This is a genomic window from Chromatiales bacterium, assembly GCA_020445605.1.
Taxonomy (GTDB): Bacteria; Pseudomonadota; Gammaproteobacteria; order JAGRGH01; family JAGRGH01; genus JAGRGH01.
Window position 1 is genome coordinate 109,099 of record JAGRGH010000031.1, and the last position, 24,112, is coordinate 133,210.

At 65.4% G+C, this 24,112-nt stretch carries 27 protein-coding genes; 10 read left to right on the forward strand and 17 right to left on the reverse strand.

Annotated elements, in window-relative coordinates; genetic code table 11:
• Positions 1-26: 26 nt before the first annotated feature.
• Positions 27-1,148 carry a ChaN family lipoprotein gene (locus KDG50_05470; GenBank protein ID MCB1864858.1) on the reverse strand — a complete coding sequence of 374 codons (1,122 nt, stop codon included), beginning with the start codon at positions 1,146-1,148 and terminating at the stop codon, positions 27-29.
• On the opposite strand from KDG50_05470, the gene KDG50_05475 reads away from it, so the two are divergent.
• Entirely contained in the window at positions 1,114-3,168 is a 2,055-nt protein-coding gene (locus tag KDG50_05475; GenBank protein MCB1864859.1) for a hypothetical protein, read from the forward strand. The genes KDG50_05470 and KDG50_05475 overlap by 35 nt on opposite strands.
• Positions 3,169-3,451: 283 nt before the next feature.
• On the opposite strand, the gene KDG50_05480 is transcribed toward KDG50_05475, so the two are convergent.
• The 9 genes from KDG50_05480 to KDG50_05520 all read right to left on the reverse strand — a co-directional run bounded on the left by KDG50_05480 (position 3,452) and on the right by KDG50_05520 (position 11,225).
• On the reverse strand, positions 3,452-3,790 hold the full coding sequence (locus KDG50_05480; protein MCB1864860.1) for a nuclear transport factor 2 family protein: 339 nt from the start codon (positions 3,788-3,790) through the stop codon (positions 3,452-3,454).
• A 37-nt stretch (positions 3,791-3,827) separates the two neighbouring features.
• Complete coding sequence (locus KDG50_05485; GenBank protein ID MCB1864861.1) at positions 3,828-4,304, reverse strand: hypothetical protein; 477 nt, start codon at positions 4,302-4,304, stop codon at positions 3,828-3,830.
• 96 nt (positions 4,305-4,400) lie between these two features.
• Positions 4,401-5,102 carry an endonuclease gene (locus KDG50_05490; GenBank protein MCB1864862.1) on the reverse strand — a complete coding sequence of 234 codons (702 nt, stop codon included), beginning with the start codon at positions 5,100-5,102 and terminating at the stop codon, positions 4,401-4,403.
• Positions 5,102-5,767 carry a class I SAM-dependent methyltransferase gene (locus tag KDG50_05495; protein ID MCB1864863.1) on the reverse strand — a complete coding sequence of 222 codons (666 nt, stop codon included), beginning with the start codon at positions 5,765-5,767 and terminating at the stop codon, positions 5,102-5,104. Before KDG50_05495 ends, KDG50_05490 begins: the two co-directional genes overlap by 1 nt.
• A gap of 14 nt (positions 5,768-5,781) precedes the next feature.
• Positions 5,782-6,567 (reverse strand): rRNA pseudouridine synthase, encoded by a 786-nt coding sequence (locus tag KDG50_05500; protein MCB1864864.1) that lies wholly within the window; start codon positions 6,565-6,567, stop codon positions 5,782-5,784.
• Positions 6,567-7,286: an SMC-Scp complex subunit ScpB gene (scpB, locus tag KDG50_05505; protein MCB1864865.1), complete on the reverse strand. Its 720-nt coding sequence runs from the start codon at positions 7,284-7,286 to the stop codon at positions 6,567-6,569. Before scpB ends, KDG50_05500 begins: the two co-directional genes overlap by 1 nt.
• Positions 7,273-8,103 carry a segregation/condensation protein A gene (locus KDG50_05510; protein ID MCB1864866.1) on the reverse strand — a complete coding sequence of 277 codons (831 nt, stop codon included), beginning with the start codon at positions 8,101-8,103 and terminating at the stop codon, positions 7,273-7,275. The genes scpB and KDG50_05510 overlap by 14 nt, the downstream gene beginning before the upstream one ends.
• The gene (locus tag KDG50_05515) at positions 8,100-9,317 is read right to left on the reverse strand and encodes a tryptophan--tRNA ligase (protein MCB1864867.1); all 1,218 of its coding nucleotides are present in this window, start codon (positions 9,315-9,317) and stop codon (positions 8,100-8,102) included. Before KDG50_05515 ends, KDG50_05510 begins: the two co-directional genes overlap by 4 nt.
• Positions 9,318-9,398: 81 nt before the next feature.
• Entirely contained in the window at positions 9,399-11,225 is a 1,827-nt protein-coding gene (locus KDG50_05520; GenBank protein MCB1864868.1) for a long-chain fatty acid--CoA ligase, read from the reverse strand.
• A gap of 168 nt (positions 11,226-11,393) precedes the next feature.
• On the opposite strand from KDG50_05520, the gene thiS reads away from it, so the two are divergent.
• The 6 genes from thiS to KDG50_05550 all read left to right on the forward strand — a co-directional run bounded on the left by thiS (position 11,394) and on the right by KDG50_05550 (position 14,614).
• Positions 11,394-11,594, forward strand: coding sequence for a sulfur carrier protein ThiS (gene thiS / locus KDG50_05525; GenBank protein ID MCB1864869.1), 201 nt, complete (start codon positions 11,394-11,396; stop codon positions 11,592-11,594).
• Positions 11,595-11,621: 27 nt separating this feature from the next.
• Positions 11,622-12,437, forward strand: a complete 816-nt coding sequence (locus tag KDG50_05530) for a thiazole synthase (GenBank protein MCB1864870.1) — start codon at positions 11,622-11,624, stop codon at positions 12,435-12,437.
• A gap of 36 nt (positions 12,438-12,473) precedes the next feature.
• Positions 12,474-13,166 carry a tRNA (guanosine(46)-N7)-methyltransferase TrmB gene (gene trmB, locus KDG50_05535; protein ID MCB1864871.1) on the forward strand — a complete coding sequence of 231 codons (693 nt, stop codon included), beginning with the start codon at positions 12,474-12,476 and terminating at the stop codon, positions 13,164-13,166.
• A 57-nt stretch (positions 13,167-13,223) separates the two neighbouring features.
• Complete coding sequence (locus tag KDG50_05540; GenBank protein ID MCB1864872.1) at positions 13,224-13,544, forward strand: putative addiction module antidote protein; 321 nt, start codon at positions 13,224-13,226, stop codon at positions 13,542-13,544.
• 217 nt (positions 13,545-13,761) lie between these two features.
• A complete protein-coding gene (locus KDG50_05545) occupies positions 13,762-13,923 on the forward strand; it encodes a hypothetical protein (protein ID MCB1864873.1) in 162 nt (53 codons plus the stop codon).
• Between the two features lie 82 nt (positions 13,924-14,005).
• Positions 14,006-14,614 carry a hypothetical protein gene (locus tag KDG50_05550; protein ID MCB1864874.1) on the forward strand — a complete coding sequence of 203 codons (609 nt, stop codon included), beginning with the start codon at positions 14,006-14,008 and terminating at the stop codon, positions 14,612-14,614.
• Between the two features lie 6 nt (positions 14,615-14,620).
• On the opposite strand, the gene KDG50_05555 is transcribed toward KDG50_05550, so the two are convergent.
• Positions 14,621-15,862 carry an OsmC family protein gene (locus KDG50_05555; GenBank protein ID MCB1864875.1) on the reverse strand — a complete coding sequence of 414 codons (1,242 nt, stop codon included), beginning with the start codon at positions 15,860-15,862 and terminating at the stop codon, positions 14,621-14,623.
• A 101-nt stretch (positions 15,863-15,963) separates the two neighbouring features.
• Between KDG50_05555 and KDG50_05560 the strand changes: the two genes are divergently transcribed.
• The gene (locus tag KDG50_05560) at positions 15,964-17,532 is read left to right on the forward strand and encodes a long-chain fatty acid--CoA ligase (protein ID MCB1864876.1); all 1,569 of its coding nucleotides are present in this window, start codon (positions 15,964-15,966) and stop codon (positions 17,530-17,532) included.
• 14 nt (positions 17,533-17,546) lie between these two features.
• Here KDG50_05560 and KDG50_05565 read toward each other — a convergent pair whose 3' ends face one another.
• The 6 genes from KDG50_05565 to amrS form a co-directional block, all read right to left on the reverse strand.
• Entirely contained in the window at positions 17,547-17,900 is a 354-nt protein-coding gene (locus KDG50_05565) for a GFA family protein (protein MCB1864877.1), read from the reverse strand.
• An 8-nt stretch (positions 17,901-17,908) separates the two neighbouring features.
• Complete coding sequence (locus KDG50_05570; protein ID MCB1864878.1) at positions 17,909-18,796, reverse strand: alpha/beta fold hydrolase; 888 nt, start codon at positions 18,794-18,796, stop codon at positions 17,909-17,911.
• Between the two features lie 474 nt (positions 18,797-19,270).
• Entirely contained in the window at positions 19,271-19,648 is a 378-nt protein-coding gene (locus tag KDG50_05575; protein MCB1864879.1) for a YjbQ family protein, read from the reverse strand.
• Positions 19,649-19,701: 53 nt separating this feature from the next.
• Entirely contained in the window at positions 19,702-20,484 is a 783-nt protein-coding gene (locus tag KDG50_05580) for a methyltransferase domain-containing protein (GenBank protein MCB1864880.1), read from the reverse strand.
• Between the two features lie 30 nt (positions 20,485-20,514).
• Positions 20,515-21,462 carry an acetoin utilization protein AcuC gene (locus tag KDG50_05585; protein ID MCB1864881.1) on the reverse strand — a complete coding sequence of 316 codons (948 nt, stop codon included), beginning with the start codon at positions 21,460-21,462 and terminating at the stop codon, positions 20,515-20,517.
• Between the two features lie 27 nt (positions 21,463-21,489).
• Positions 21,490-22,584, reverse strand: coding sequence for an AmmeMemoRadiSam system radical SAM enzyme (amrS, locus tag KDG50_05590; GenBank protein ID MCB1864882.1), 1,095 nt, complete (start codon positions 22,582-22,584; stop codon positions 21,490-21,492).
• Positions 22,585-22,715: 131 nt separating this feature from the next.
• Between amrS and amrB the strand changes: the two genes are divergently transcribed.
• Positions 22,716-23,519, forward strand: coding sequence for an AmmeMemoRadiSam system protein B (amrB, locus tag KDG50_05595; GenBank protein MCB1864883.1), 804 nt, complete (start codon positions 22,716-22,718; stop codon positions 23,517-23,519).
• The gene (amrA, locus tag KDG50_05600; protein MCB1864884.1) at positions 23,506-24,081 is read left to right on the forward strand and encodes an AmmeMemoRadiSam system protein A; all 576 of its coding nucleotides are present in this window, start codon (positions 23,506-23,508) and stop codon (positions 24,079-24,081) included. Before amrB ends, amrA begins: the two co-directional genes overlap by 14 nt.
• The last annotated feature ends 31 nt before the right edge of the window (positions 24,082-24,112 follow it).

The following is a 24,112-nucleotide window of genomic DNA, read 5'->3' on the forward strand; positions in this document are numbered from 1 at the left end:
GCGCCCGCCATCGGATCGGGGCGCAATCAGTGCAGCTCGACGGCCAGCCGTAGAGTTTGGGTTTCGCCGCCCGGCAGTTCGCGCCGCGAAAGCTCCACGGTGACGGTCTCGCCCGGCGGGCGGTCGGCCAGGATCGCCTTCACGTCGGCGAACCTGCGCACCGTGCGCCCGTCGATCTGCGTGATGCGATCGCCGGGCAGAATGCCGGCCACCTCGGCACCACTGGCGGCGGTGACCGCATCGACGCGCACGCCCAGATCGCCCGAGTGCAACACCACGCCCATCTTGCCGGTTGGCGGTAATTCATCGAGCACGGTCGCGACGCGAAAATCCGCGGCATCCGGACCGAACTCGTCGCCCTCGACGTTCAGCAGCACCACCGTGCGCAGACCCGGCACGCGCCGCGCGACACGATCCGGAATTCCATAGCGATGGATGAGATGCCCGGCGCCGGCGATCACCAGCATGCGGGATTCCGGGCGCTCACGCAGAAAGTCGGCCGCGTTCTGCGCCATGGTCTCGTCCCAGACGATCTGCACGGTGCGAAAGCGCTCGAAATCACGCGCGCCATCGTGCTGTTCGAGCATGCCGCGCAGGAACGCATCGTAGGCCTGGTTGCTGAAATCGAGCTCGGCAGGCAACTGCGCGCGCTCGGCCGGCAGCAGGCTGTCGATCCCCTCGCGACCGATGCGCTCGGTCAGTTCGCGCGGCGCGTTCAGCGCCAGCACCGGCAGCCCGCGGTCACGCGCAAAGCGCAGCACCGGTCGCAGCATGCGAAAGTCGTAGCCCCAGCGCCGGTAGTAGTCGGTGCGGTCAAGCATGGCGGGCTCGTCGATCGCGCCGGCGAGGTATTCGTCCAGTACGCCCTGCACGCTCTGGTCGAACCACTCGACGCCGATCGCGAGCGCGCGGCCCTGCGCATGCAGTGCGCGGGCGACCTCGAGCTGGAACAGGTGGTGGTCGTAGCGGTCGTGCTGCTCGCCAAGGTAGACGACCCGCTTGTCGGCAAGGCGCTCGACGAGTTCGCTGAAATCCACGATGGTATCGCGGGCGGTGTGGATCACCGGCCCGATGCCTGCGTGCAATGGCAGCGTCACGACCAGGTCCGCCACAATGAGCGAGATGAGCAGCAGCAGTCTTCGGGCCATCGTTCCGTTCCGCGGCGATCCGGCGCCATTGTATCGGGCCGGCGCTTTCGTGGTGCTGGCGCTCGCCGCCAACCCCGTGCCGGCCGCCGCGCCGATTGAGCACAAACTCAGTCTGGAGTTCCCGGCGGCCGGTGGTGAGCTGAGCATCGCCGATCGCCTGCAGGCGCCCGGCGCGCATGGGCCGCTGGAGCTGAATCTGGGTGCGTGGCTGGCCGTGGACGCCCCAGCCCGCGTGGTCTCCCGCCACGGTGCGGTCCAGCGGGTGCAGGTCGAACCGGATTCCGCCGGCGAGTACCGCCTGCGCTATCACGGGCGGCCGCCCGCCGCCGATCGCATGCTGTCGCTGTCGCCAGACCTGTACTGGCTGCCCGAACTCGCAGACCGTCCGATCGTGTTCAGCCTCGATGCGCGTTTGCCGCAAGGCTGGAGCGCCGTCAGCCAGGGCGAACGAACAGTCGACACACACGGCGAACACTTTCGCATCTCCGAGCCGCAGGAGGCCGCGTGGTTCTACGCGGCGCCGTTTGCGCGCTACATGGATCGCGCCGGCGAGGTGCCGGTCGAGGCACTCTTGCAGTCGCCGGACCCGGAACTCGCCGCACGCTATCTGCCGGTCACGCGCGAATATCTGGCGGAGTACGCGGGACTGCTCGGCCCCTACCCGTACGCCTCGTTTGCCATCGTCGAGAACACCGCCGAGACCGGCTATGGCATGCCGGGGTTCACGCTGCTCGGTCCGCGCGTGCTGCGCCTGCCGTTCATCCTGCGCAGTTCGCTGCCGCACGAGATCGTGCACAACTGGTTCGGCAACGGCGTGTATGTCGGTGACGGCGGCAACTGGAGCGAGGGCCTGACCTCGTACCTCGCCGATCATCGCGAGCGCGAGAAACAGGGCGACGCCGCGCGTCACCGCCGTAACACGCTCCAGTCGTATGCGAACTTCGCGCGCGAGGCCAGCGACTTTCCGCTCACCGGCTTCCGTGCACGCCATTCCGAGGCGACCCAGGCCGTGGGCTACGGAAAGTCCCTGTTCCTGTGGCACATGCTGCGTGTGCGCCTTGGCGACCAGGTATTCATCGCCGGCCTGCGTGATTTCATCGCGCGGCACCGCTTCGAACGCGCCGGGTTCGACGACCTGCGGGAAAGCTTCGAGCGGACCAGTGGCGCTGATCTGAGCGATGAGTTTGCACAGTGGATCGAGCGCACAGGTGCGCCAATACTGAAGCTCGAACCGGTGCGCGCCGAAAAGACCGCCGACGGCCAATACACTCTGAATCTGCGACTTCGTCAGACGCAGGATGCCCCCGCGTACCGACTGCGCATCCCGATCGCGATCACGCTTCGCGACGATCCGGCTGCGTTCGAAACGACGGTGAGCATGAACACCAGAGATCAGACCTTCGCGATCGCCCTGTCGGCCGAACCCCTGCGCGTGGATATCGACCCGCAGTTTGATCTGTTCCGGCGCGTCGACGCGGCGGAGATTCCGCCTTCGTTCGGCGAGCTGTTCGGCGCGCAGACCCTGACGCTGGCACTGCCCGCCGCTACAGACCCGGAGCAGGCCACGGCCTGGCGGGCGCTGGCCGACGCCTGGAGCGCACGGTATCCCGGCGCGCGCATCCTTGACGACGACCAGCCGTTCGACCTCGAACAACCCGCTTGGCTGTTTCGGCAGGGCAACGGCTTGGCCGACCCGGAAGACGCGCAAACCACGGGCGCGTTCACCGCATCAGGCAAAACATACGATCTCGGGAACCACTGCGTGGCGAGCGTGAAACGCAATGCGATGGACGTTCCCGTTGGTCGCCTGATCTGTAACCGCCCGCCCCTGATCAGCGCGCTGGCGCGGCGACTGCCGCATTACTCGCGTTCGAGTTATGTGGTGTTCAATGCCGAAACCGGCGCGCGCGTTGCAGACGGCCAGTGGGAGGTCGACGACGGACCGCTCACGCGCCAGCTCGGCGAAGCCGTACAACGCGCCGGATTGCGTCCACGCCCCGTTCTCGGTTCGCCCATGTAGGGTGCGTACTACGCACCGCATGCGGCATTTCAATCGCCTTCCGGTGCGCCGTGCGCACCCTACTCACACCGCACATGTAGGGTGCGTATCACGCACCATTTCCGGCGTGTGATCATTGAACACGGTGCGCCGTGGGCACCCTTGCTCCCGAAAAACCTCTGCACCCTCTGCGCCTCTGTGGTTCAAAGGCCGCTGGCACCGGTGCGCCGTGCGCACCCTACTCACACCGCACATGCAGGGTGCGTATCACGCACCGTTTGCGTTGCTCATGCACTCAAAACCGTTACAGCGCCGAGGCGTCCATGAAGATTCGGTAATCGCGTATGCCGTCGTCGTCCGCCGTGTAGATCACCGCAAATGGCACCGTGAGTGTTGATCCGTCCTTTCGGGTATAGGTGACGTCACCATGGCAGACGACACCGTCCGCGGTATCCCAGCTGCGCCGGACGGTATGCGATAGCCCGGCGATCGAACTGAAGAATCCAGCGACAAACTCCTGCACACAACCGCGACCGCAGATCTGCGGCATGTTCGCGAACCGGAAGCGACCGTCCTGCGCAAACCGGCTTGCAAAGCCCGGCGCGTCCATGCGGTCAATGATCTCGAAGAGATCGTCTGTCATCGCCTCGCTCTTGGGCAGCACATCAAACGCCAGCGTCCTATCGGTTCGGCATTCCAGCCTTCGCTCGCTGCGCGCGAATCTGATCGGCCTGGCTTGTGATCATATCGCGAAGCTGGCTCAGGCCCGTGCGGACCTCGTTCCACTGTTTATTATGGGCCGTCTTCGACGTAAATCCGTTGTCAGTCGCGGCATCCCATGCAAGCGCGCGGTCGATTGAACCGCTCCAAAGTTGTACGTCTCCACCGGCATATTCGTTGATGGTCTGCCCAATCGTCGCGTTCAGTGAGGACATCACCGCCGGGTCGCCATCAGGCGGCAGCCCGGGGTTGGCGCTGAGATAAAACCGGTAACGCAACTGCCCGGCGTAGAACCAGAACACCGAATCGTCCTTTCGCCCTTCCTGGAACAGGCGCGCCGCATACAGGTAGTAAGCGGTCGGATGCTCGTCGGGCAGCATCCGCTCGATGTCGGCCAGCGGCCGGCGAAGGATATCGTCTTCACTCAACCCCGCCATACACGCTCCGGGTACCAGGCCCAGACACAAAACCGCGGCGATCGCCCGAAACGCAGACATTCCCTTACCTCACAAGAACAGCAGGTCTGGAAGATATCACCGGACCGGGAACCTAACTACAGCCCGCGAAGGGTCCGTTCGATACGCCGCGCAACGGCCGGACAGAACGCAATGCCCGCAGTGCGGCACACGCTTTCGGCAGACGTCCTTGGCATGGCGGACGATCAGCGCGTGGTGTTCGTTGAAGAGACCCGTATCCGGGCCGAATGATTGCTCGAACCACCCCCGTAGTTGTTCGTAGGGTTCATCGCCATCGATCTGTCCGAGGCGCGCGTAGAGCCGGCGCGTGTAGGCATCGATCACGAACACCGGATGACCGAACGCATAGAGCACGATATCGTCGGCGGTCTCCGGCCCGATGCCGTGCACGCCGAGCAGACTCGCGCGCAGCTGCGTCACGCCAAGACCCGCCGCGCCATCCACACCGCCCAGCTCGACCAGCCACGCGCACAGCGCGCGCAGTCGGCGCGCCTTGACGTTGAAATAGCCCGACGGCCGCAGCGCAGCGGCGAGTCGCACCTCATCGGCGGCGAGAATCGCTTCGGGCCCAAGCAACGCGTCGGAGCGCAGTGCGGCAATGGCGCGCTCGACATTGGTCCACGCGGTGTTCTGGGTCAGCACCGCTCCGACCATGACCTCGAATGCCGAATTCGCCGGCCACCAGTGTTGCGGGCCGTGTGCGGTAAGCAATCGTTTGTGAATCTCGCGCAGCTGCCGGCCGGCCGCGCGCAGCGCCATCAGCGCAGGCGGCGCGCGAGCGTTACGCCGTCAGCCAGCGGCAGCAATGAGAGCTCGATGCGATCGTCATCGCGCAGCTTGCGATTCATCGCTCGCAGGGCCTCGGTATCCGCATCGGTCACGGTCGGATCCGCGACCGCGCCGTCCCAGAGCATGTTGTCGAACACAATGAGCCCGCCGACGCGCACAAGTTGCAGACACCGCTCGTAATACTCGTCGTAGGCAGTCTTGTCCGCGTCGATGAACGCGAAGTCGAACCCCGCGACACGATCATCGGCGAGCAGTTCATCGAGCGTCCTTAGCGCCGGCTGCACACGCAGTTCGATGCGCCCGGCCACACCCGCACGCTCAAACCAGCGCCGCGCGATGTCGGTCCATTCGGTCGAGCGATCACAGCAGATCAGGCGCCCTTCGTTACCCAGCGCTTCGGCGATGCAGATCGCGCTGTAACCGGTGAACGTGCCGATTTCGAGCGCGGAGCGTGCGCCCGCCAGATGCACCAGCAGGCGCAGGAACTGGCCCTGTTCCGGGGCGATCTGCATGTTCGCTTCGGCAAGCTTTGCGGTTTCCTCGCGCAATGCCGCAAGCGTTGCGCTCTCGCGCAGCGAATGGTCGAGCAGATAACCGTGCAGGCGTTCGTCGAGCCGGATGGATTTGCGCGACATGCCGGCCCCTCAGTTCAGTCCGCCGCCGCGGCATCGGGACTGATCTTCGCGCGCGCCGAAACATAGCCCCGCAACGATGCGATTTCGTCGGCGGTGAGTTCGCGCGAAGTGCCGGGGCGAAGCCCGGAAATGGTCACGTTCGCGAAGCGCGCGCGCTTCAGTCGACTGACCACGACGCCCTGGGATTCCCACAATCGTCGCACCTCGCGCTTGCGCCCCTCGCAGAGCACGACATGAAACCAGTGATTCAGCCCCTCGCCACCGGAATAGACCACATCTTCGAACCGCGCCGGGCCATCTTCGAGCGTGACGCCCGATACGAGACGGCGAATCAGTGCCTCGTCGATCTCGCCGCGCACGCGCACGGCGTATTCACGCTCGATCTGCGCGGATGGATGCATCAGCGTGTTCGCCAGTGCGCCGTCGGTGGTTAGCAGGAGCAGACCCGAGGTGTTCAGGTCGAGTCGACCGATGGCAATCCAGCGCCCGCGTGCGGGTTTGGGCAGGCGCTCGAACACCGTCGGACGACCCTCGGGATCGCTGCGCGCAACGACCTCGCCCTCGGGCTTGTGATAGGCGAGGACCTGGATGCTCGGCGCCTTAGCGAGATTGACCGGCCGGCCGCGCACGGTGACGCGATCGCCGGGTGCGGCGGATGTCCCGACGGTCGCGACCCTGCCGTTGACCGTTACCTCGCCCGCGGCGATCCAGCGTTCGATCTCACGCCGCGAGCCCAGGCCCATCGCGGCGAGGATCTTCTGCAGACGCTGCGGCGGCGCACCCGGGCGCTTCCCAGCCATCAGTGCAGCGTCTGCGCGCCGTCTTCGTCCGGCGATTCCGCGGCCGTGGCGTCTTTCTCCAGCGCTGCCGGTGCGTCGGCGTTCGGATCGTCCACAACGACGGCGATCTGCTCGCCCGTGACTTCGTCGTTACCGTCGCCGGCGACCGGCTCGAAGCCGGGCAGCGACAGTTCCATCTCGGCGCTGATCGAATCGAGGTCGCGGATCTCGGCAAGCGATGGGAGATCTTCGAGCGACTGAAGCCCGAAGGAATCGAGAAATCCGCGCGTGGTGCCGAACAGCTGCGGGCGGCCCGGGACATCGCGCTGGCCGACCACCCGGATCCAGTCGCGATCGAGCAGCGTGCGGATGATGTTCGTTGACACCGCCACGCCACGCACGTCCTCGACCTCGCTGCGCGTGATCGGCTGGCGATAGGCGATCAGCGCCAGGGTTTCCATCAACGCACGCGAATAGCGCTGCGGGCGTTCCTCCCACAGTCGCGAGACCCACTGCGCCAGCCGCGCGGGCACCTGGTAGCGCCAGCCCGAGGCCACCCGCACGAGTTCGATGCCGCGGCCTTCGCACTCCGCGGAGAGCGCGTCGAGCGCTGTGCGAACCTCTTCGCGTGTGGGCGCCTCGTCAAGCGCGAACAGCGCGACGATCGCGTCGACATCGAGCGGCTTGCCGGCGGCCAGCAACGCGGCCTCGACGATGGATTTCAGATCAGGATTCGACATCGCTCTCTTCCTGCGCCGGACCGCCATGCACGAACAGATGGATCGGTCCGTAGGGTTCGTTCTGCACGATTTTCAACAGGGATTCCTTCACCAGTTCGAGCACGGCCAGGAACGACACGACCACGCCGAGCCGGCCCTCGGTCGGGTCGATCAGGTCGGCGAGCTGCACGACGCCGTCTTCCGGCAACAGCGAGAGTATGCGCACCATGCGCTCGCGCACACTGAGCGGCTCGCGCCGCACGTGATGATGTTCGAACAACTCCGCGCGCCGCACGACATCGGCGAACGCCAGCAGGAGTTCGGTCAGCTGCGGTGCCGGCGGCGGACGCTCGCGACGCGGATGCGGATATTCGGCACCGACCGGGAACACGTCGCGGCCGAGTTGCGGCAGCACGTCGAGGTCCTCCGCGGCCTGGCGGAAACGCTCATATTCCTGCAGGCGACGCACGAGTTCGGCGCGCGGATCGTCCTCGTCCTCGCCGGCGTTGGGCGGGCGCGGCAGCAGCATGCGCGACTTGATCTCGGCGAGCATCGCGGCCATGACCATGTATTCCGCGGCCAGTTCGAGCTTCATGTCCTTCATCAGCTCGACGTAGTCCATGTACTGGCGCGTGATCTCCGCGATCGGGATATCGAGGATGTCGAGGTTCTGTCGCTTGATCAGATACAGCAGCAGATCGAGCGGCCCGGAAAAGGTCTCCAGAAAGACCTCGAGCGCATCCGGCGGGATGTAGAGGTCCTTCGGCAGCGTCGTCCAAGCCTCGCCCGAGACCACGGCGAACGGCATCTCGGTTTGTTCCGGAGCGGATTCGCTCATCGGTAGTTCAGGCCGATCGCCGCGCGTACATCGGCCAGGGTCTCGCGCGCGACCGTGGCCGCCGCGTCGCAGCCTTCGTTGACGATCGTGCGCACGAGTTCCGGCTGCTGTTCGTATTCGCGCGCACGCTCCTGCATGGGACGCAGTTCATCAAGCACCGCATCGATGACGCGCTGCTTGCAGTCGATGCAACCGATCTCCGCGCTGGTGCAGCCGGCATGCGCCCACTGCCGAGTCGCTTCGTCGGAATAGACCTTGTGGAACGCCCAGACCGGACACTTCTCTGGCGTGCCCGGATCGTTGCGGCGCACGCGCGCCGGATCGGTCGGCATGGTGCGCAGTGACTGCGCGACCGTGTCCGGTTCGTCACGCAGTGCAATGGTGTTGTTGTAGGACTTCGACATCTTCTGGCCGTCCAGCCCGGGCATCTTCGACGCCTCGGTCAGCAGCGGCTGCGGTTCGGGCAGGATGACCTTGCCGGTGCCCTCGAGATAGCCGAACAGCCGCTCTCGATCGGCGACGGTCAGGTTCTGCTGGGTTTCGAGCAGTGCGCGGGCGCTTTGCAATGCGGCACTGTCGCCCTGCTCTTGGTAGGCGCGACGATAATTCGCATAGAGCTTCGCGGCCTTCTTGCCCATCTTGCGCGCCGCGGTCTCGGCCTTCTCCTCGAACTCCGGCTCGCGACCGTAGATGTGGTTGAACCGGCGCGCGACCTCGCGGGTCAGCTCCACGTGCGCGACCTGATCCTCGCCAACCGGGACCTGCCCGGCGCGATAGATCAGGATGTCGGCCGCCTGCAGCAACGGATAACCGAGAAAGCCGTAGGTGCCCAGGTCGCGTTCCTTCAGCCGTTCCTGCTGATCCTTGTAGCTCGGCACGCGTTCGAGCCAGCCGAGCGGCGTGATCATCGACAGCAGCAGGTGCAGTTCCGCATGTTCGGGCACGCGCGACTGCACGAAGATGCGCGCATCGCCCGGATCGACACCGGCGGCGAGCCAGTCGATGACCATGTCCCAGACATGCGCCTCGATGTCGCGCGAGCTGTCGTAATGCGTGGTCAGCGCATGCCAGTCCGCCACAAAGAAAAAGCATTCGAACTCGTGTTGCAGGCGCACCCAGTTCTTCAGCACGCCGTGGTAGTGGCCGAGGTGCAGCCGGCCGGTCGGGCGCATGCCGGAAAGGACGCGCCGGAACTGCACGGGAATCGTATTCAAGCGGGGAAGCCGGGGTCAGGGAAGGGTCGCCGGGACTCTACGCGATGGCGAAAGCCGGCTGCAAGCCGCGCGGTCATCGATTCAGTCGGCCGGCCCGCCGGCGTACAGCGCCTCAATCTCGGCGGCGAAACGCCGCGCGACCTCGGCACGGCGGACCTTCAGCGTCGGCGTCAGCAGGCCATTGTCGACCGTCCAGGGCGCCAGTGCCAGATGCACCCGGCGGATCTTCGCGTAGCCGGGAAAGCCCTTCAGCGCCGCGCGGATTCGCGCCAATACGGCGTTGTGCGCCGCGGGCGCCGCGAGGCTTGCCGGTGCGGCCGGGTCCAGGTCCAACGTACGCGCAAAGGCCGGCCAGTGTTCCGCGCTCAGCACCACGAGCGCCGCGAGGTACGCCCGGCCCTCGCCGACGACCATGACCTGTTCGATGAGGTCGTCGAGCACGATCGCGAGTTCCATGTCGCCCGGCGGCAGCTTCTCGCCATTGGAAAGCACGAGAATGTCCTTGAGCCGGCCGGTGATGTAGATGTGGCCGTCGTCGACGCGCGCCTGGTCGCCGGTGTGCAGCCAGCCGTCGGCGTCGATCATCGCGCGCGTCGCGGCATCGTTGTTCCAGTAGCCGAGCATGCAGCCCGGGGTCTTCACGAGCAGTTCGTCATCCGCTCCGATGCGCACCTCCACGCCACGCAGCGGCACGCCGACGCTGTGCGGGTCGTTGTCGGCGGGCAGGTTCACGCTGATCACCGGGCTGGTCTCGGTGAGGCCGTAGCCCTGCAGGATGGTGACATCGAGGCCGAGGAAGGTGCGTGCCACGGCCGGCGGCAGGGCCGCGCCGCCGCTGACCGCAAGGCGCAGCGCGCCGCCCAGACGCTGGTGCAGGCGCGTGGCGATGAGACTGCGCAGCACCGGCCAGGCCAGCTGGTTCGGGTGCCAGCGCGCGCGACCCTGGCTGCGCAGAAACCGCCGCCAGCCGACCGCCACGGCCGAACCGAACAGCCAGCGCGCCACGGTCGACTGGCTGCGCAGCTGGTCGTTGAGCCGCGCGTAGACCCGCTCGAAGATGCGCGGCACCGAGATCAGAATGGTCGGGCGCACCGCCTCAATGTCCGCGGCGAGCTGCGCGACCGAGCGCGAATACGCCACGCTGCACCCGGCAAGCATCGGCAGGTAGTAGCCGCCGGTGCGCTCCAGGGTGTGCGACAGCGGCAGGAACGACAGCATGCGGTCCTCGGCGTAGATGTCGATCATAGTCAGCGCCGAATACGCGACCGACAGCATGTTGTGATGCGAGAGCATCACACCCTTCGGCCGGCCCGTGGTGCCGGAGGTGTAGACGATCGAGGCGAGTTCGTGCGGATCGCCCGCGCGCCGGGCCGCCGCGGCGCCGGTGTGGCGCACGCAGTCCGGCACCAGCCGCACGCGTTCATCGGCGGCGGCCTCTTCGGCACCGTCGCGTCCGGGCTCCAGAATCCACACCCGCCGCAGCGGTGAGTTTTCGCCAAGCGCGGCCCTGAGCCGCCGCCAGCGGCCGGTGTCCTGGATCAACAGCAGCTGCGTGCCGGAATCGGTCAGCACGAAGTCGGCGTTCTCCGGGCGGTCCTCGGTATACAGCGGCACGACGACCAGCCCGAGCCCGAGCGCGGCCTGATCGAAGATCACCCACTCCTTGCAGTTCCTGAGCAGCACCGCGACGCGGTCGCCGGGCTTCAGCCCCTCGGCGCGCAGCGCCGCCTGCCAGCAGGCGACCGCATGGCCGACCTCGCCCCAGGTGCTCTCGATCCAGGTGTCGGTCGCCCGGTCATGCGTCAGGTAGGCGACGCGGTCGGCGCTGCGCTCGACGCGGCGCATGAACAGGCTGTCGAGCGTGCCGGCCTCGTCAAGGGAAATCAGGTCTGGGGACCGTTCGGGCATGGTGTTTCGCGTGAACTCGTGCGGGGGTGCCGCACGGCACCGTGGATCGATTCGGAGATTGTAGACGAGCGCAATCGCCCCACCCGCCCGGCCGGTGTAGACTTCGGCCCACGGGGCGGTTTGCAAGACCCGCCCCGAAGCCGATCCAGCCAGTCCATGCAGCCGCCCATCCGCATCTACGTCAACGACGAGCCGCACGAGGTGCCGGGCGACCTGACCGCCGCCGGTCTGATCGAGCGGCTGGAGTTGGCCGGCCGCCGGCTCGCGCTGGAGGTCAACGAGGAGATCGTGCCGCGCAGCCGGCTGGACTCGCATCGCCTGAACGCCGGCGACCGCGTGGAGATCGTCCATGCCATCGGCGGCGGCTGACCCCCACTTTATTGCTTCAGCAAGAAGATGAGCCAAGCATTCGACCTGCAATCCGCCAACGCCGGCGCGGACCTGCTGACCATCGCCGGACGCGAGTTTTCTTCGCGCCTGATGGTCGGCACCGGCAAGTACAAGGATCTCGATGAAACCCGCGCGGCGATCGACGCTAGCGGCGCGCAGATCGTCACCGTCGCCGTGCGGCGCACGAACATCGGTCAGAACGCCAACGAGCCGAACCTGCTTGAGGTCGTGCCGCCGGACCGCTTCACGATCCTGCCGAACACCGCCGGCTGCTACAACGCCAAGACCGCCGTGCGCACCTGCCTGCTGGCGCGCGAGCTGCTCGACGGTCACAAGCTCGTGAAGCTCGAGGTGCTCGGCGACAGCAAGACCCTGTATCCCGATGTCACGGCGACGCTGGAGGCCGCGGAAACCCTGATCGCCGACGGCTTCGAGGTCATGGTCTACACCAGCGACGACCCGATCATCGCCAAGCGACTGGAAGAGATGGGCTGCGTGGCGGTCATGCCGCTGGCCGCGCCGATCGGTTCGGGTCTCGGCATCCAGAACCGCTACAACCTGCTCGAGATCGTCGAGAACGCCAGGGTGCCGATCATCGTCGATGCCGGCGTAGGCACCGCATCGGATGCCTCCATCGCGATGGAACTCGGCTGCGACGGCGTGCTGATGAACACCGCAATCGCCGAGGCCCGACATCCCGTGCTCATGGCCTCGGCGATGAAAAAGGCCATCGAGGCCGGCCGCGAGGCGTTCCTTGCCGGGCGCATGCCGCGGCGCCGCCACGCGAGCGCCTCGTCGCCCACGCAGGGTGTCGTGAGCTGATCCAGCCCGCGCGCGCCACAGTCACGATCCGTTTCCATGTCTGACGACACCGCGCGCCGCAGCGTGCGCTCGTTCGTGCTGCGCGCCGGACGCATCACCGTCGCGCAGACCCGCGCGCTCGAACACCTGTGGCCCGTCTGGGGCGTGGAACCCGGCAACGCTGCGGTGGACTGGAACGCCGTGTTCGCTCGCGACACGGCGAAGACGCTCGAGATCGGTTTCGGCAATGGCGAGGCGCTGCTGGAACTTGCGGCCAAAGCCCCGGACAGTGACTTCATCGGCGTCGACGTGCATCCGCCGGGTGTCGGTCACCTGCTCGCGGGCATCGAACGACTCGGACTGACCAACGTCCGTGTGCTGCGCGGTGACGCCATCGGATTTCTCAAGACGGCGTTCACGCCGGAGTCCCTCGACCGCATATTGGTCTGGTTTCCGGACCCGTGGCCCAAGAAGCGTCATCACAAGCGACGGCTGGTCACCGCGGAGTTTCTGGAGCTCGTCGCGAGCCGGCTGAAACCCGGCGGCATCCTGCATCTGGCAACCGACTGGCAGGACTACGCCGAACACATGCTCGATGCGCTCGACCGACACATGGCGTTCGAAAACAGCGCCGGCCCCGGCGCGTATTCGGCGCGACCCGACTGGCGGCCCGCGACAAAATTCGAACAGCGCGGCCTGCGTCTTGGCCATGGCGTGTGGGATCTCATCGCACGCCGCCGACACAACTGACTAGCAGCATCGCCACAGAATGTTGACCAGCCATCGCAGGCCGACTACTCTCGCCCGATGGAGAAGCACAGCACGGACCGCGAAACCCAACGCGATAATCAGGATCGCGCGCGATCGAGAGAAGAAATGGCGGCTTATCTTGAAGCGTGCATGGAAGAGGCCAATGGTGACCCTGCATTCATCGCCAAAGCGTTCGGCGACATCGCGCGCGCGAATGGCATGTCTCGGGTGGCGTGTGATGCCGAAGTCACCCGAGAGAGTCTGTACAAGGCACCTTCCGGCGATCTCTCACCACGTTTTGATGCGGTGCTTGAGGTTGTTGCAGCCCTAGGCCTGAGATTCCATCACGAAGTGACGAACAAGACTCAACCATACTAATTCCGCATCAGATCACCGCATCCCCAAGATCCGAAAGATCACCCCCATACCCGTCGCCACTGCAAATCACGCAAGGACCGCAAGCATGCTTGTTTGCCCGAGTTGCAATACCCAGTCGATACAACTACTGGAAAAGCTTGCGTGCACGCGGGCAAAACCAATCAACTGTCCGAATTGTCGCGCCACTCTATCGGTGCCGTCGGTGTCTGTTTGGGCGATGATCGCGGGACTGTTCGTGGCAACACTGTTATTTCCATTGATTTCCGGCGCCGCCTTTGTCCATGGTGCAGGTGCAGTTTTTTGGGGATACTTTGCAATCGGGTCTGTGGTGACAGCATTTGCGGCATTTGCAAAACTTTCCCTGCCATTTGACCCCTAGGCTGCTTCTGGCGAGCGCATCAACGATACGTCACTTCCCACCGACCCCAATCACTCTCCATCAAACTCATCCAGATAGCCTTATGAGACTGATTGCCGGCCTGTTGCTCGTACTGTTGACAGCGGCATGCGGCCAACAACCGGCTGACAACAATTCCATCGAAATTTCGGTTTCCGCGTGCGCGCACCAGACTCCAAGCGGCGATGTAGAGGAATGCTCACCATCATCAAGCGGAAAGAGGCGCCTAGATTCGATGCTTGCCGAGTATCAGCGGATTGACAGGGAATATCCCGGGCCGCCGATCCCGCCGCTAGATGATCTTCACGAAGTCGAGCAAATCGACTCCGACGGAACGATCCATCTCTGGAACGGAGATGCGCTGGTGCTCGCCGGCCTGAAGTGCGATCACCCTGACCACGTCCGATATTTGCGGGCGGTGTTTCTGAGCGAGTCACGAAAGCAACCTGTTTACCAGCTGACTGGACAACAGATCGCCGGTCGAAAACTTGCCTATATCTGGGAAGTCGAGAGGGGACAGCCAACCAAAGTGGCTGGCATCAGGTTCGGGCCGAGCACCAGCTCACTCAACGAAACCGTTCTATCCAGCGGCTGGTGCAGCCCGATAGAGCAGGACGGGCATCGTTATCACGCGCGTTACGAACAGCTCGCGCGAATGGCAACGAGGCCTTGAGCGAATTTACTCCGCCAGCCGACTGCGGATCTTGATCTCGGAGGTCAGGGTACGGGCGACCGGGCAGCGCATCGCGATCTCGACCATGCGTTCGCGCTGTTCCTGTGTCAGATCGCCGCGCACGTCGATCTCGCGTTCGATCACGTCGACCTTGCCGCCCTTCGATTCGCAGTCCTGACAGTCTTCCGCATGCACGCGTGAATGGCGTAGCCTGACGGCCACCCCGTCGAGTTTCAGCCCCTTGTGGTTCGCGTACATGCGCAGGGTCATGGACGTGCAGGCCCCGAGCGCGGCAAGCAACAGTTCGTACGGGCTCGCGCCGGAATCCTGCCCGCCATGCTCGCGCGGTTCATCGGCACGCAGCTTGTGGTTCGCCATCCAGATGTCCTGCCCATAGGCCGGGCCTTTTTCGACCGCGAGCGCCTCGCCCTGCGCGAGTTCGGGCCAGTGACTGTGCGAATCCACCATTTCCACGGGTTCGGCGAGATAGCGCGACGCCCAGACCGAGATCACGTCGGCCGCATACTGCGCATCGGCCGGATGGCTGAGCAGATGATCGGCGTCGTCCAGGGTCACGAAACTCTTCGGGTGACGCGCCGCCTCGTACAGACGCCGCGCGTGATCGATGTCCACCACGTCATCGGCCGGCGCGTGCAGGATCAACAGCGCGCGGTCCAGATCGGGCAAGGCATCCAGCACCCGGTGCGCGCGAATATCCTCAAGAAACTGGCGCTGAATGCGAAACCGGCGACCGGCGATCTCCACCTCGGCCGCGCCGTCGCGCTCGATTGCGTGGGTGTCAAAATGCGTGGTCACGTGGGCGGGATCGCTGGGCGCGGCAATCGTCACGACCGCGCGGCATTCCGGGATGTGCGCTGCGGCCGTCAGCGCGGCGGCGCCACCGAGACTGTGGCCGATCAGCACGCTCGGCGCGTGGAACCGCTCCCGCAGGGCGTCGGCCGCGGCCAGCAGATCCGATACGTTCGAGGTGAAGTTCGTGTTGGCGAAATCGCCCTCGCTGGAACCGAGCCCGGTGAAGTCGAAGCGCAGCACCGCAAACCCGCGCGCGGCGAGTTCGCGTGCGATGCGGGTCGCGGCACCAATGTCTTTCGAGCAGGTGAAGCAGTGCGCAAACAGCGCCACAGCACGGATGGTGCCGCGCGGCCTTTCCAGCAGTGCGGCGAGCCGCTGGCCGCTGGCGTTGTCGAAGTCGAAACGTTCGCGCTGGGAGACGGATTCGTGCTGCATGGCGGTTCGCGAGGATGCGGGACGGAAGGATGCTGGCGCGGATCAGTATACTCAGGGCGCCGCGCCGTCCAGCGCGTACCACCACGGAGCATCCAGCCGCCATGAGCCTGAATCTCGCCGAACTGCCGCTGCGTTCCGCCGAGCGCCATCCCGACCTGCCGGCGATCCGGCTCGGCGAACTGACGATCAGCTACTCGCAACTGGCGGCACAGATTCAGGCCTGCGCGAACGTGCTCGCGACGCATGGCATCGGTCGCGGGGATCACGTCGGACTGATCATGCCGAACGTGCCGCAGTTTCCGGTCGGCTACTACGGCATTCTCGCCACGGGCGCGACGGTCGTGCCGATGAACGTGCTGTTCGTCGCCGACGAGGTGGCCTATCACCTGGGTGATTCGGATGCGAAGGCGCTGATCGTCTGGTCCGGATTCCTGACCGAAGCGCTGGAAGGCGCGCAACGTGCGGGAAATGTTCAGGTGTTTGTGGTGCGCGCACCGGGATTTGCCGACCCGCTGCCCGAGGGCTGCGTGGATCTGGCCGCCGCCATGGCAGCGGCGGGTCGGACAGGCTTCGACCCCTGCGCGAGCGGCCCGGACGACACGGCGGTGATCCTCTATACCTCCGGCACCACCGGCCGCCCGAAAGGCGCGGAACTCACGCATTTCAACCTGTACGACAACGCGCGTTTCGTCGCCGAACGCCTGTTCCAGCGCGAACCCGGCAGCTTGCGACTGCTCGGTCCGGGTGATGTCGGCCTTGCGGCGCTGCCGCTGTTTCATTCCTTCGGTCAGACCGTGCTGCAGAACGGCTTTCTGATGAGCGGTGCGACCATCTCGCTCCTGCCGCGCTTCAGTGCCACCGATGCGGCGAAACTCATTCGCGCACATCGCGTGACGTTCTTCGCCGGTGTGCCGACCATGTACATCGCACTGCTTGCCGATTCGCTGGCGACCCGCGAGCAGTTCGAGAGCCTGAGCTACGCGGTCTCCGGCGGCGCGGCGCTGCCGGTCGAGGTGCTGCACGGGTTCGAACAGAAGTTCGGCGTGCCGATCCAGGAGGGCTACGGCCTGTCCGAAACCAGCCCGGTCGCGTGCTTCAACACGCTGATGCTGGAGCGCAAGCCCGGCACCGTCGGCCCGGCCATATCGCTGTGCGAGGTCCGCATCCTCAACGATGACTGGGCGCCGCTGCCGCTCGGCGAGCGCGGCGAGATCGCCATCCGCGGCACGAACATCATGAAGGGGTATTACAAACGCCCGGAGGAAACCGCCGAAGTCCTGCGCGACGGCTGGTTTCGCACCGGCGACATCGGCGTGATGGATGAGGACGGCCGCGTGAGCGTGGTCGACCGCAAAAAGGAAATGATCCTGCGCGGCGGGTTCAATATCTATCCGCGCGAGATCGAGGAAGTGCTTTACGGGCACCCCGACATCGTCGAGGCCGCCGTCATCGGCGTGCCGAGCGAAACCCATGGCGAGGAAGTCATGGCCGTGGTCGCGTTACGGTCCGGCGCAAGCATGGATCACGAGGCAATGGAGACCTACACCCGCGAGCACCTCGCCGCCTACAAGGTGCCACGCCTGTCCGCATTTCTGGATACCCTGCCGAAAGGGCCGACCGGCAAGATCCTCAAGCGCGAGATCAAGGCGCGGTTCGCACAAACGAACTGAACATCAGCGGCCTTTCAAAGCGAAGCGCCGTCGAACAGTTCCCACGGCAGGGACAGCGAATCCACCCCATCCAGGCAGCCGACATTGATGCGGTAGTGCCCGGGTTTGCGGATCGTGACGTGGAAGGTGTAGATGCCGCAACGCCGGCAGAAATGGTGTTTGGCAACGCCGCTGCAGAACGTGTAGGTGCCGAGCGCCCCGGGCTCGATCTTCACCTTCAGTTCGTCGGGTGCGACGGTGAAGTTCGTCATCAGTGCGCCCTTGCGCCGGCAGATCGAACAGTTGCAGCGGATGCCGGCCTCGACCGGTGGTCCGTCGAACTCGAAGGTCACCGCGCCGCAATGACAGCTGCCGCTGTGATGTGACATCGTGGTCTCTAGCCGCCGAGCGTCGCGGCGATCCTGTCGGCGATGTCTTCGAGATACAGGTCACGGAAGAAGTGATCCGCGCCATCGATGACGACGACCTGGGCCGGATTGCTTTCGGCGAACGCCGTGGCAGCCTGGACCAGTCCAGGCTGCACCGTGTCCTGTGTGCCAACGAAAAAGGTCACCGGCGCCTTGATGCGCCGCGCGAGGTCAAAGGTCATGTGTTCCGCGGCGCGAACGTAATAGTTGTCCAGCGACTCAGCCGTGACCACGGTATCCGGACAATGCAGGAAAAACACCGATTGAATCATCTCGCCGCCACGCCCCGCGGCGACCAGGCGCTCGGCTTCCTTGATCTGCGTCGGCTTCGGCCACCCGGCCCCGCCGACATTGTTCGCAAAGATCTCTTCCGGGTCCCACTGCCCCGGTGCGATCAGAAACACCGCCTCCAGCGCAGCTTCGGGATGCTCCGCGGCATATCGGGCAATCTGGTTGCCCCCGCGCGAGTGCCCCAGCACCGAGAGTCGTTCCACGCCCTGTTCCCGCAGCCAGCGGGTCCACACATCCACTTCGCCGACCGCATCGGAATGCCGGTGGGTGTGCGGAACCTTGCAGTCGTACATCCCCTCGCGTCGGTCCAGATTCAGGCTTAGGGTTGGGGACAACGTGGTTACACCGCGATCCTTCAACGCGGTCTGCAGGCCACTCATGATCTCCATGCGCCCGTGCGCGATCGTGCCGTGCAGCAGCAGGACCACGGGCCCCTTGCGCCAGTCATCGCCCGTGGTTTCGAGGTTGGCCAGAAGGGTCAAGCCCTTGTATGGCAGCGCGATTTCCTCGGCATATGCACTCGGATTCGTCAGCATCAGCACAAGGACGATCAACCACTTACGCATGATTATTTCCTACGGATGGGGAGGAAGTTTTTTCACGAAAGCTCCTGCCGACCGGGTTCGGACCGATCGACTAGACCTCCCTGTCAGGCAAATAGCTTAGTCGAGAATCGAAGCCCCAGAAATACGGCAACGCAGCGTTCCGGGTCGGAGCAGTCCCGGAGCCGCCGTGGCGCCGCGGCCGGCTGGGGAGTCCATCAGGTAGACGGCGGAGCGTTCGGCGGCGCCACGCCGCCTTAGTGTGCGCCACGCCGCCTTAGTGTGCAGAAAAATCCCGGTCGCGTGGTTTTCCATGCCGGTTTGCTGATCCCCCGGGCCGTCGCAGCCTCATCCACGGTGCAGGGCTGGCGAGCAACCGGGTGCCCGGTTCGAGCGAATCTGATTCGGAGATCAAGCTTCGTATGGCCGCCGGAAACCAAGGCAGGCGACGCTTCTTGCCGAACGTATGCTGAAAGCCTCTTCGCGGCAGGCACTGGCTTAATCGGGCGCCGGCGGCGAAACCGCCGGGCGCCGTCGATCTGCATCGCCCGCAATGTGAACGGCGACACGCCGTTCATGCGGCCCGTCGAGTTCCATCCAGCACCACGGACTGCCATCGCCGATCCGGAGCTTTCCGCCCAGAATGCGCACCGACTCGCTCGTCCCGAGAAACGTCTCCGCCATGCGCGCGTGGGCGTTCTCGGGTTCGTCGGGCGGACAGTCCCGCAGATGGATCTCGTTGTGCAGATAGGTATCCCCCGGCGGAACCAGCCGGCGCAGGAAAGACCGCACATCGTCGATCTGCCGCGCCTCGTGCGCATTGATGACGATTAGTGACGCACCGGCCTGCGTCGGCCGGACAATCTCAATGTGCATGGCAACCCGTGCTGCATGAAACCCATGCGCAGTCTGCGCCGAGTGAACAACCGCTACACCTGGCCCCGCGCACCCCAGGCGCGGGCCGCGAGCGTGATCGAGCCGTCGGCTTCCACGGGCAGGCGCTGTTTCAGCGCATCGCGAAGTGCGTTGCGGCTGGTTTCTTCGAGGCTCGCAACATAGGTCGGCGCCGGCCCCTGACCGCCCAAGAACGGCTGCCAGTAGTCATCAAAGGTCGCGAATCGCGTGACGATGTTCATTGGCGCGGTTTCCACGTCTGTCAGGCCGGCGCGTCTGAACAGCGCGGCAAGTTCCTCGGCATTTGCATCCGGGAACCGATGACCTTCATGCAGATTCGCCGCATCCGGATTCAGTTCCACCACCGTGTCCCAGAACTGATTCAGGAATTCCATGGTGCCCGCGTAGTCCCAGATGTACACGGCAACGGTGCCGCCCGGGCGGGTGACGCGCCGCATCTCGGCGAGCGCCTTTTCCGGCTCCGGGATGAAGTTCAGCACCAGCCCGGAGACCGTAACATCGACTGAGTCGTCACCCAGCGGAAGGGCAAGCGCGTCGCCAACCCGGCAACTCGCACGCTCACCAAGCCGCTTCTGAGCTGTGCTGACAAAGCCCTCGGACTGGTCGATGGCGATATGACTGGCCGGATTGCGTTGCCGGATGACCGCCTCACTCAAGGCGCCGGATCCACAGCCGACATCCAGCCAGTCGCGCCCATCACCCGGCGCGAGCCAATCCACGAATTCTTCCGCGACGAGCCGGCTCCAGCGGCCCATGAAGTACTCGTACGGATCACCGGATTGCCAGGAATCTTTCATGTCGCCTCTCATTTTTCTGGTTGACGAATTCTACGACCCTGCAAGCGTGTCCACGACGTTGTTCCACGCCGCGGCGATATTGCTCAGATCATAGCCGCCACCGCCGCAGGCGAGTAACCGACCGGTACAGATGCGATCGGCCAGCGCCGCGAGATCGCGCGCCGCTCGGCCATGCACCTCGGCCGGAAACGCCATATGCGTCAGCGGATCGTTGACGACGCTGTCCGCCCCGCATTGCAGGATGATGAATTCCGGCTGGTGACGTTCGACGAACTGCAAGACCGTCGGCCAGACCTTCTCGAATACCGTTTGGTCCGCATACGGGGGCATTGGCACGTTGAGCTTGAAGCCCTCGCCCGCATCGCGGCCGGTCTCCGTCACCGCGCCCGTGCCGGGATACAGATAGCGGCCGTCTTCGTGCAGATCGGCAAAGATCACTCGCGGGTCGGACTCGAACGCATAGAACACGCCGTCGCCGTGGTGCGCATCGATATCCACATACGCCACGCGTTGCAGTCCGCCCTCGCCCAGCAGCCATTCGATGACCACGCCACAGTCATTGAACACGCAGAACCCTGCCGCGGCGTCGCGCCGCGCATGGTGCAGGCCCGCAATCGGGATGAACGCCCGGCGTGTTTCGCCCGCGAGAATCGCCCGCGCCGCGGCGAGACTCGTGCCCACGACGGCGGAACCCGATTCGAAACAGCCCGGGAAGGCCGGCGTGTCGCCATGATCCAGAAAGCCGATGCCGTCGCGACACTGCATGCGCACGCGCCGGATGTACTCCGGGGTGTGAAACAGCAGCAGTTCGTCCTCACCCGCCGCAACCGGATCACCGTGTTCCACGCGGGCGTTCAGTCCGCGGCGTTCGAACTCGGCGACAAACGCGTCGTGCCGCGCCGGCCCGAACGGGTGATCTTCGGGAAACCCATATCCGGCGATGGCGGGCCCGGTATACACACGCACGGTTGCAACCATGCGCGCCATGCTAGCGCGGAACGCGGTCTATGCGGATAGCCGAACCGGCTGGCGGCGCGCGCCCCAGTCGCCCGGGCGCGGTTCAAACACCCCGGCCAGCGGCGTGTGGCACTTCGGGCAGGCGCCATGGGCGTCGAGTCCCCAGTGGGTGATGCGATACCAGTCGCGGCCGATCAGCCGTTCGCCGCACGTGTGACAGTACGTCGATCCGCCGGCTTCATCGTGCACGTTGCCTGTGTAGACGTGGTGCAGGCCCGCGGCCTTCGCAATTTCGCGCGCGCGGGTCAGGGTCTGCGGAGGCGTCGGCGGGCGATCCGTCATCTTCCAGTCCGGATGAAAGGCCGTGAAGTGCAGTGGAACGTCCGGTCCGAGTTCATCGGCGATCCAGCGCGAAAGCTGTTCGAGCTCGGCGCTGCTGTCGTTTTCGCCCGGAATCAGCAGCGTCGTGATCTCGAACCAGACCTTCGTTTCATGGCGCAGGTATTGCAACGTGTCCAGCACGTTCGCCAGATGGCTGCCTGTCACGCGCCAGTAGAAGCGTTCGGTGAAGGCTTTGAGGTCGACGTTCGCGGCGTCCATGTGCGCGTAGAACTCCGCGCGCGGCGCAGGATGCATGTAACCGGCCGTGACCGCCACGGACTGGATCCCGCGTTCGCGACAGGCGTCGGCCGTGTCCATGGCGTATTCCATGAAGATCACGGGATCGTTGTAGGTGAACGCAATGGAGCGACAGCCGAGCTGTTCTGCCGCCCGCGCGAGCTCTCCTGGACCCGCCCGATCCATGAGCCGGTCCATTTCGCGCGACTTGCTCATGTCCCAGTTCTGGCAGAACTTGCAGGCGAGGTTGCAGCCGGCCGTGCCGAAGGACAGCACCGGCGTGCCGGGCAGGAAATGGTTCAGCGGCTTCTTTTCGATCGGGTCGATGCAAAAACCGCTGGATCGCCCGTAGCTCGTCAGCACGACCGCGCCGTTCTCATTCGCGCGCACGAAACACAGCCCGCGCTGGCCCTCATGCAGCCGGCATTCGCGCGGACACACGTCGCACTGCACCCGGCCGTCGTCGAGCCGCTGCCAGTGGCGTGTGGGCCAGTTGTCGGGAAGGGTTTCAGTTCCAGTGTTCATCGAACTGCGCATCGTGTCTGGGGAAATCTTCCTCTCAAATTGGCACGGAATTTGTGGAAAACAAGATTCTGGGCTATTTTCTGCTCAGGCCGGTGGCGGCGTGGTTCGCGCCGTCAGGCCATACAACAGGAATGGCAATGCCCCCAAATGCCATCACGGTTCGTCCGCCCGCCGTGGCGGGCATGTTCTATCCGGCCGGAGCCGACGTGCTGCGTCGGTCCGTCGAGCGCTTGCTCGCGCAGACCTCCCCCGCCGGCAACCCGCCCAAGGCCCTGATCGTGCCGCACGCGGGTTACGTCTATTCCGGTCCCGTGGCCGCAAGCGGCTATGCCCGCCTGCGGACGATCGTTGACCGGGTCGAGCGCGTCGTCGCCTTCGGACCCGCGCATCGCGTGCCGTTTCACGGCATCGCGGCGCCGGTTTCCGCGTGCTGGCGCACGCCGCTGGGCGACATCCCGATCGACCAGCCAGCGATCGAAGGACTGCTGGATCTGTCCGCCGTCCGCCGCCACGAGGGCGCGTTCCGTGACGAGCACAGCCTGGAGGTGCAGCTGCCGTTCCTGCAGGTGGTGCTGGAGCGGTTCCGCTTGGTGCCGCTGCTGGTCGGCGACGCCCGACCCGAGGACGTCGCGTCGGCGCTCGAAAGACTCTGGGGCGGACCCGAGACCCTGATCGTGATCAGCTCCGACCTGTCGCACTACCACAGCTACGAAACCGCCAGCCGGATCGACGCCGAGACCAGCCGCGCAATCGTGGAAAACCGCCCCGAGGCGATCGGTTTCGACCAAGCCTGCGGGCGCATTCCCGTGCTCGGGCTCATGGAGGCGGTCGCGCGCCACGGGCTGCATGGCGAAATCGTCGACCAGCGCAACTCCGGAGATACCGCCGGGCCACGCGATCGCGTGGTCGGCTACGGGAGCTATGCCTTCAGCTGAACTCGGCCCGGCCCAGCGGCGCGCCGTCTATGCCATCGCGCTCGACAGCCTGCGCGCGGCCGTCACCGGTCGACCGCGCGTGCTGCACGCCGATGACACGCCCGCTGGCCTGGAGCGTCGCGGCGCGGCGTTCGTAACCCTGCACCGCCATGGCATGCTGCGCGGCTGCATCGGTACCGTTGATGCCTATCGACCGCTCGCTGAGGACATCGCCGCCAACGCGGCCGCGGCCGCGCTGCGCGATCCGCGCTTCCCGGCGCTGCGCCCGGCGGAACTCGATGATCTGGAACTCGAGGTCGCGGTGCTCTCCGAGCCAACGCCGCTGACGTTTGCAACGGAGAACGACCTTCTGGGCCAGCTGCGACCCGGGCAGGACGGTCTGGTCATCGAATGCGCCGGACGCCGTGCGACGTTTCTGCCCTCGGTCTGGGAACAGCTGCCCGAGTCGGCCGATTTCCTTGCCGCACTCAAGCGCAAGGCGGGCCTGGATGCGGGAACCGCCTGCAAGGGCCTGAGTGCCTGGGTCTACAGCGTCGAGTCGGTCGACGCGGGCGATGCCTGAGCGCCGAACCGGACAGACGGCTGGCAAACGC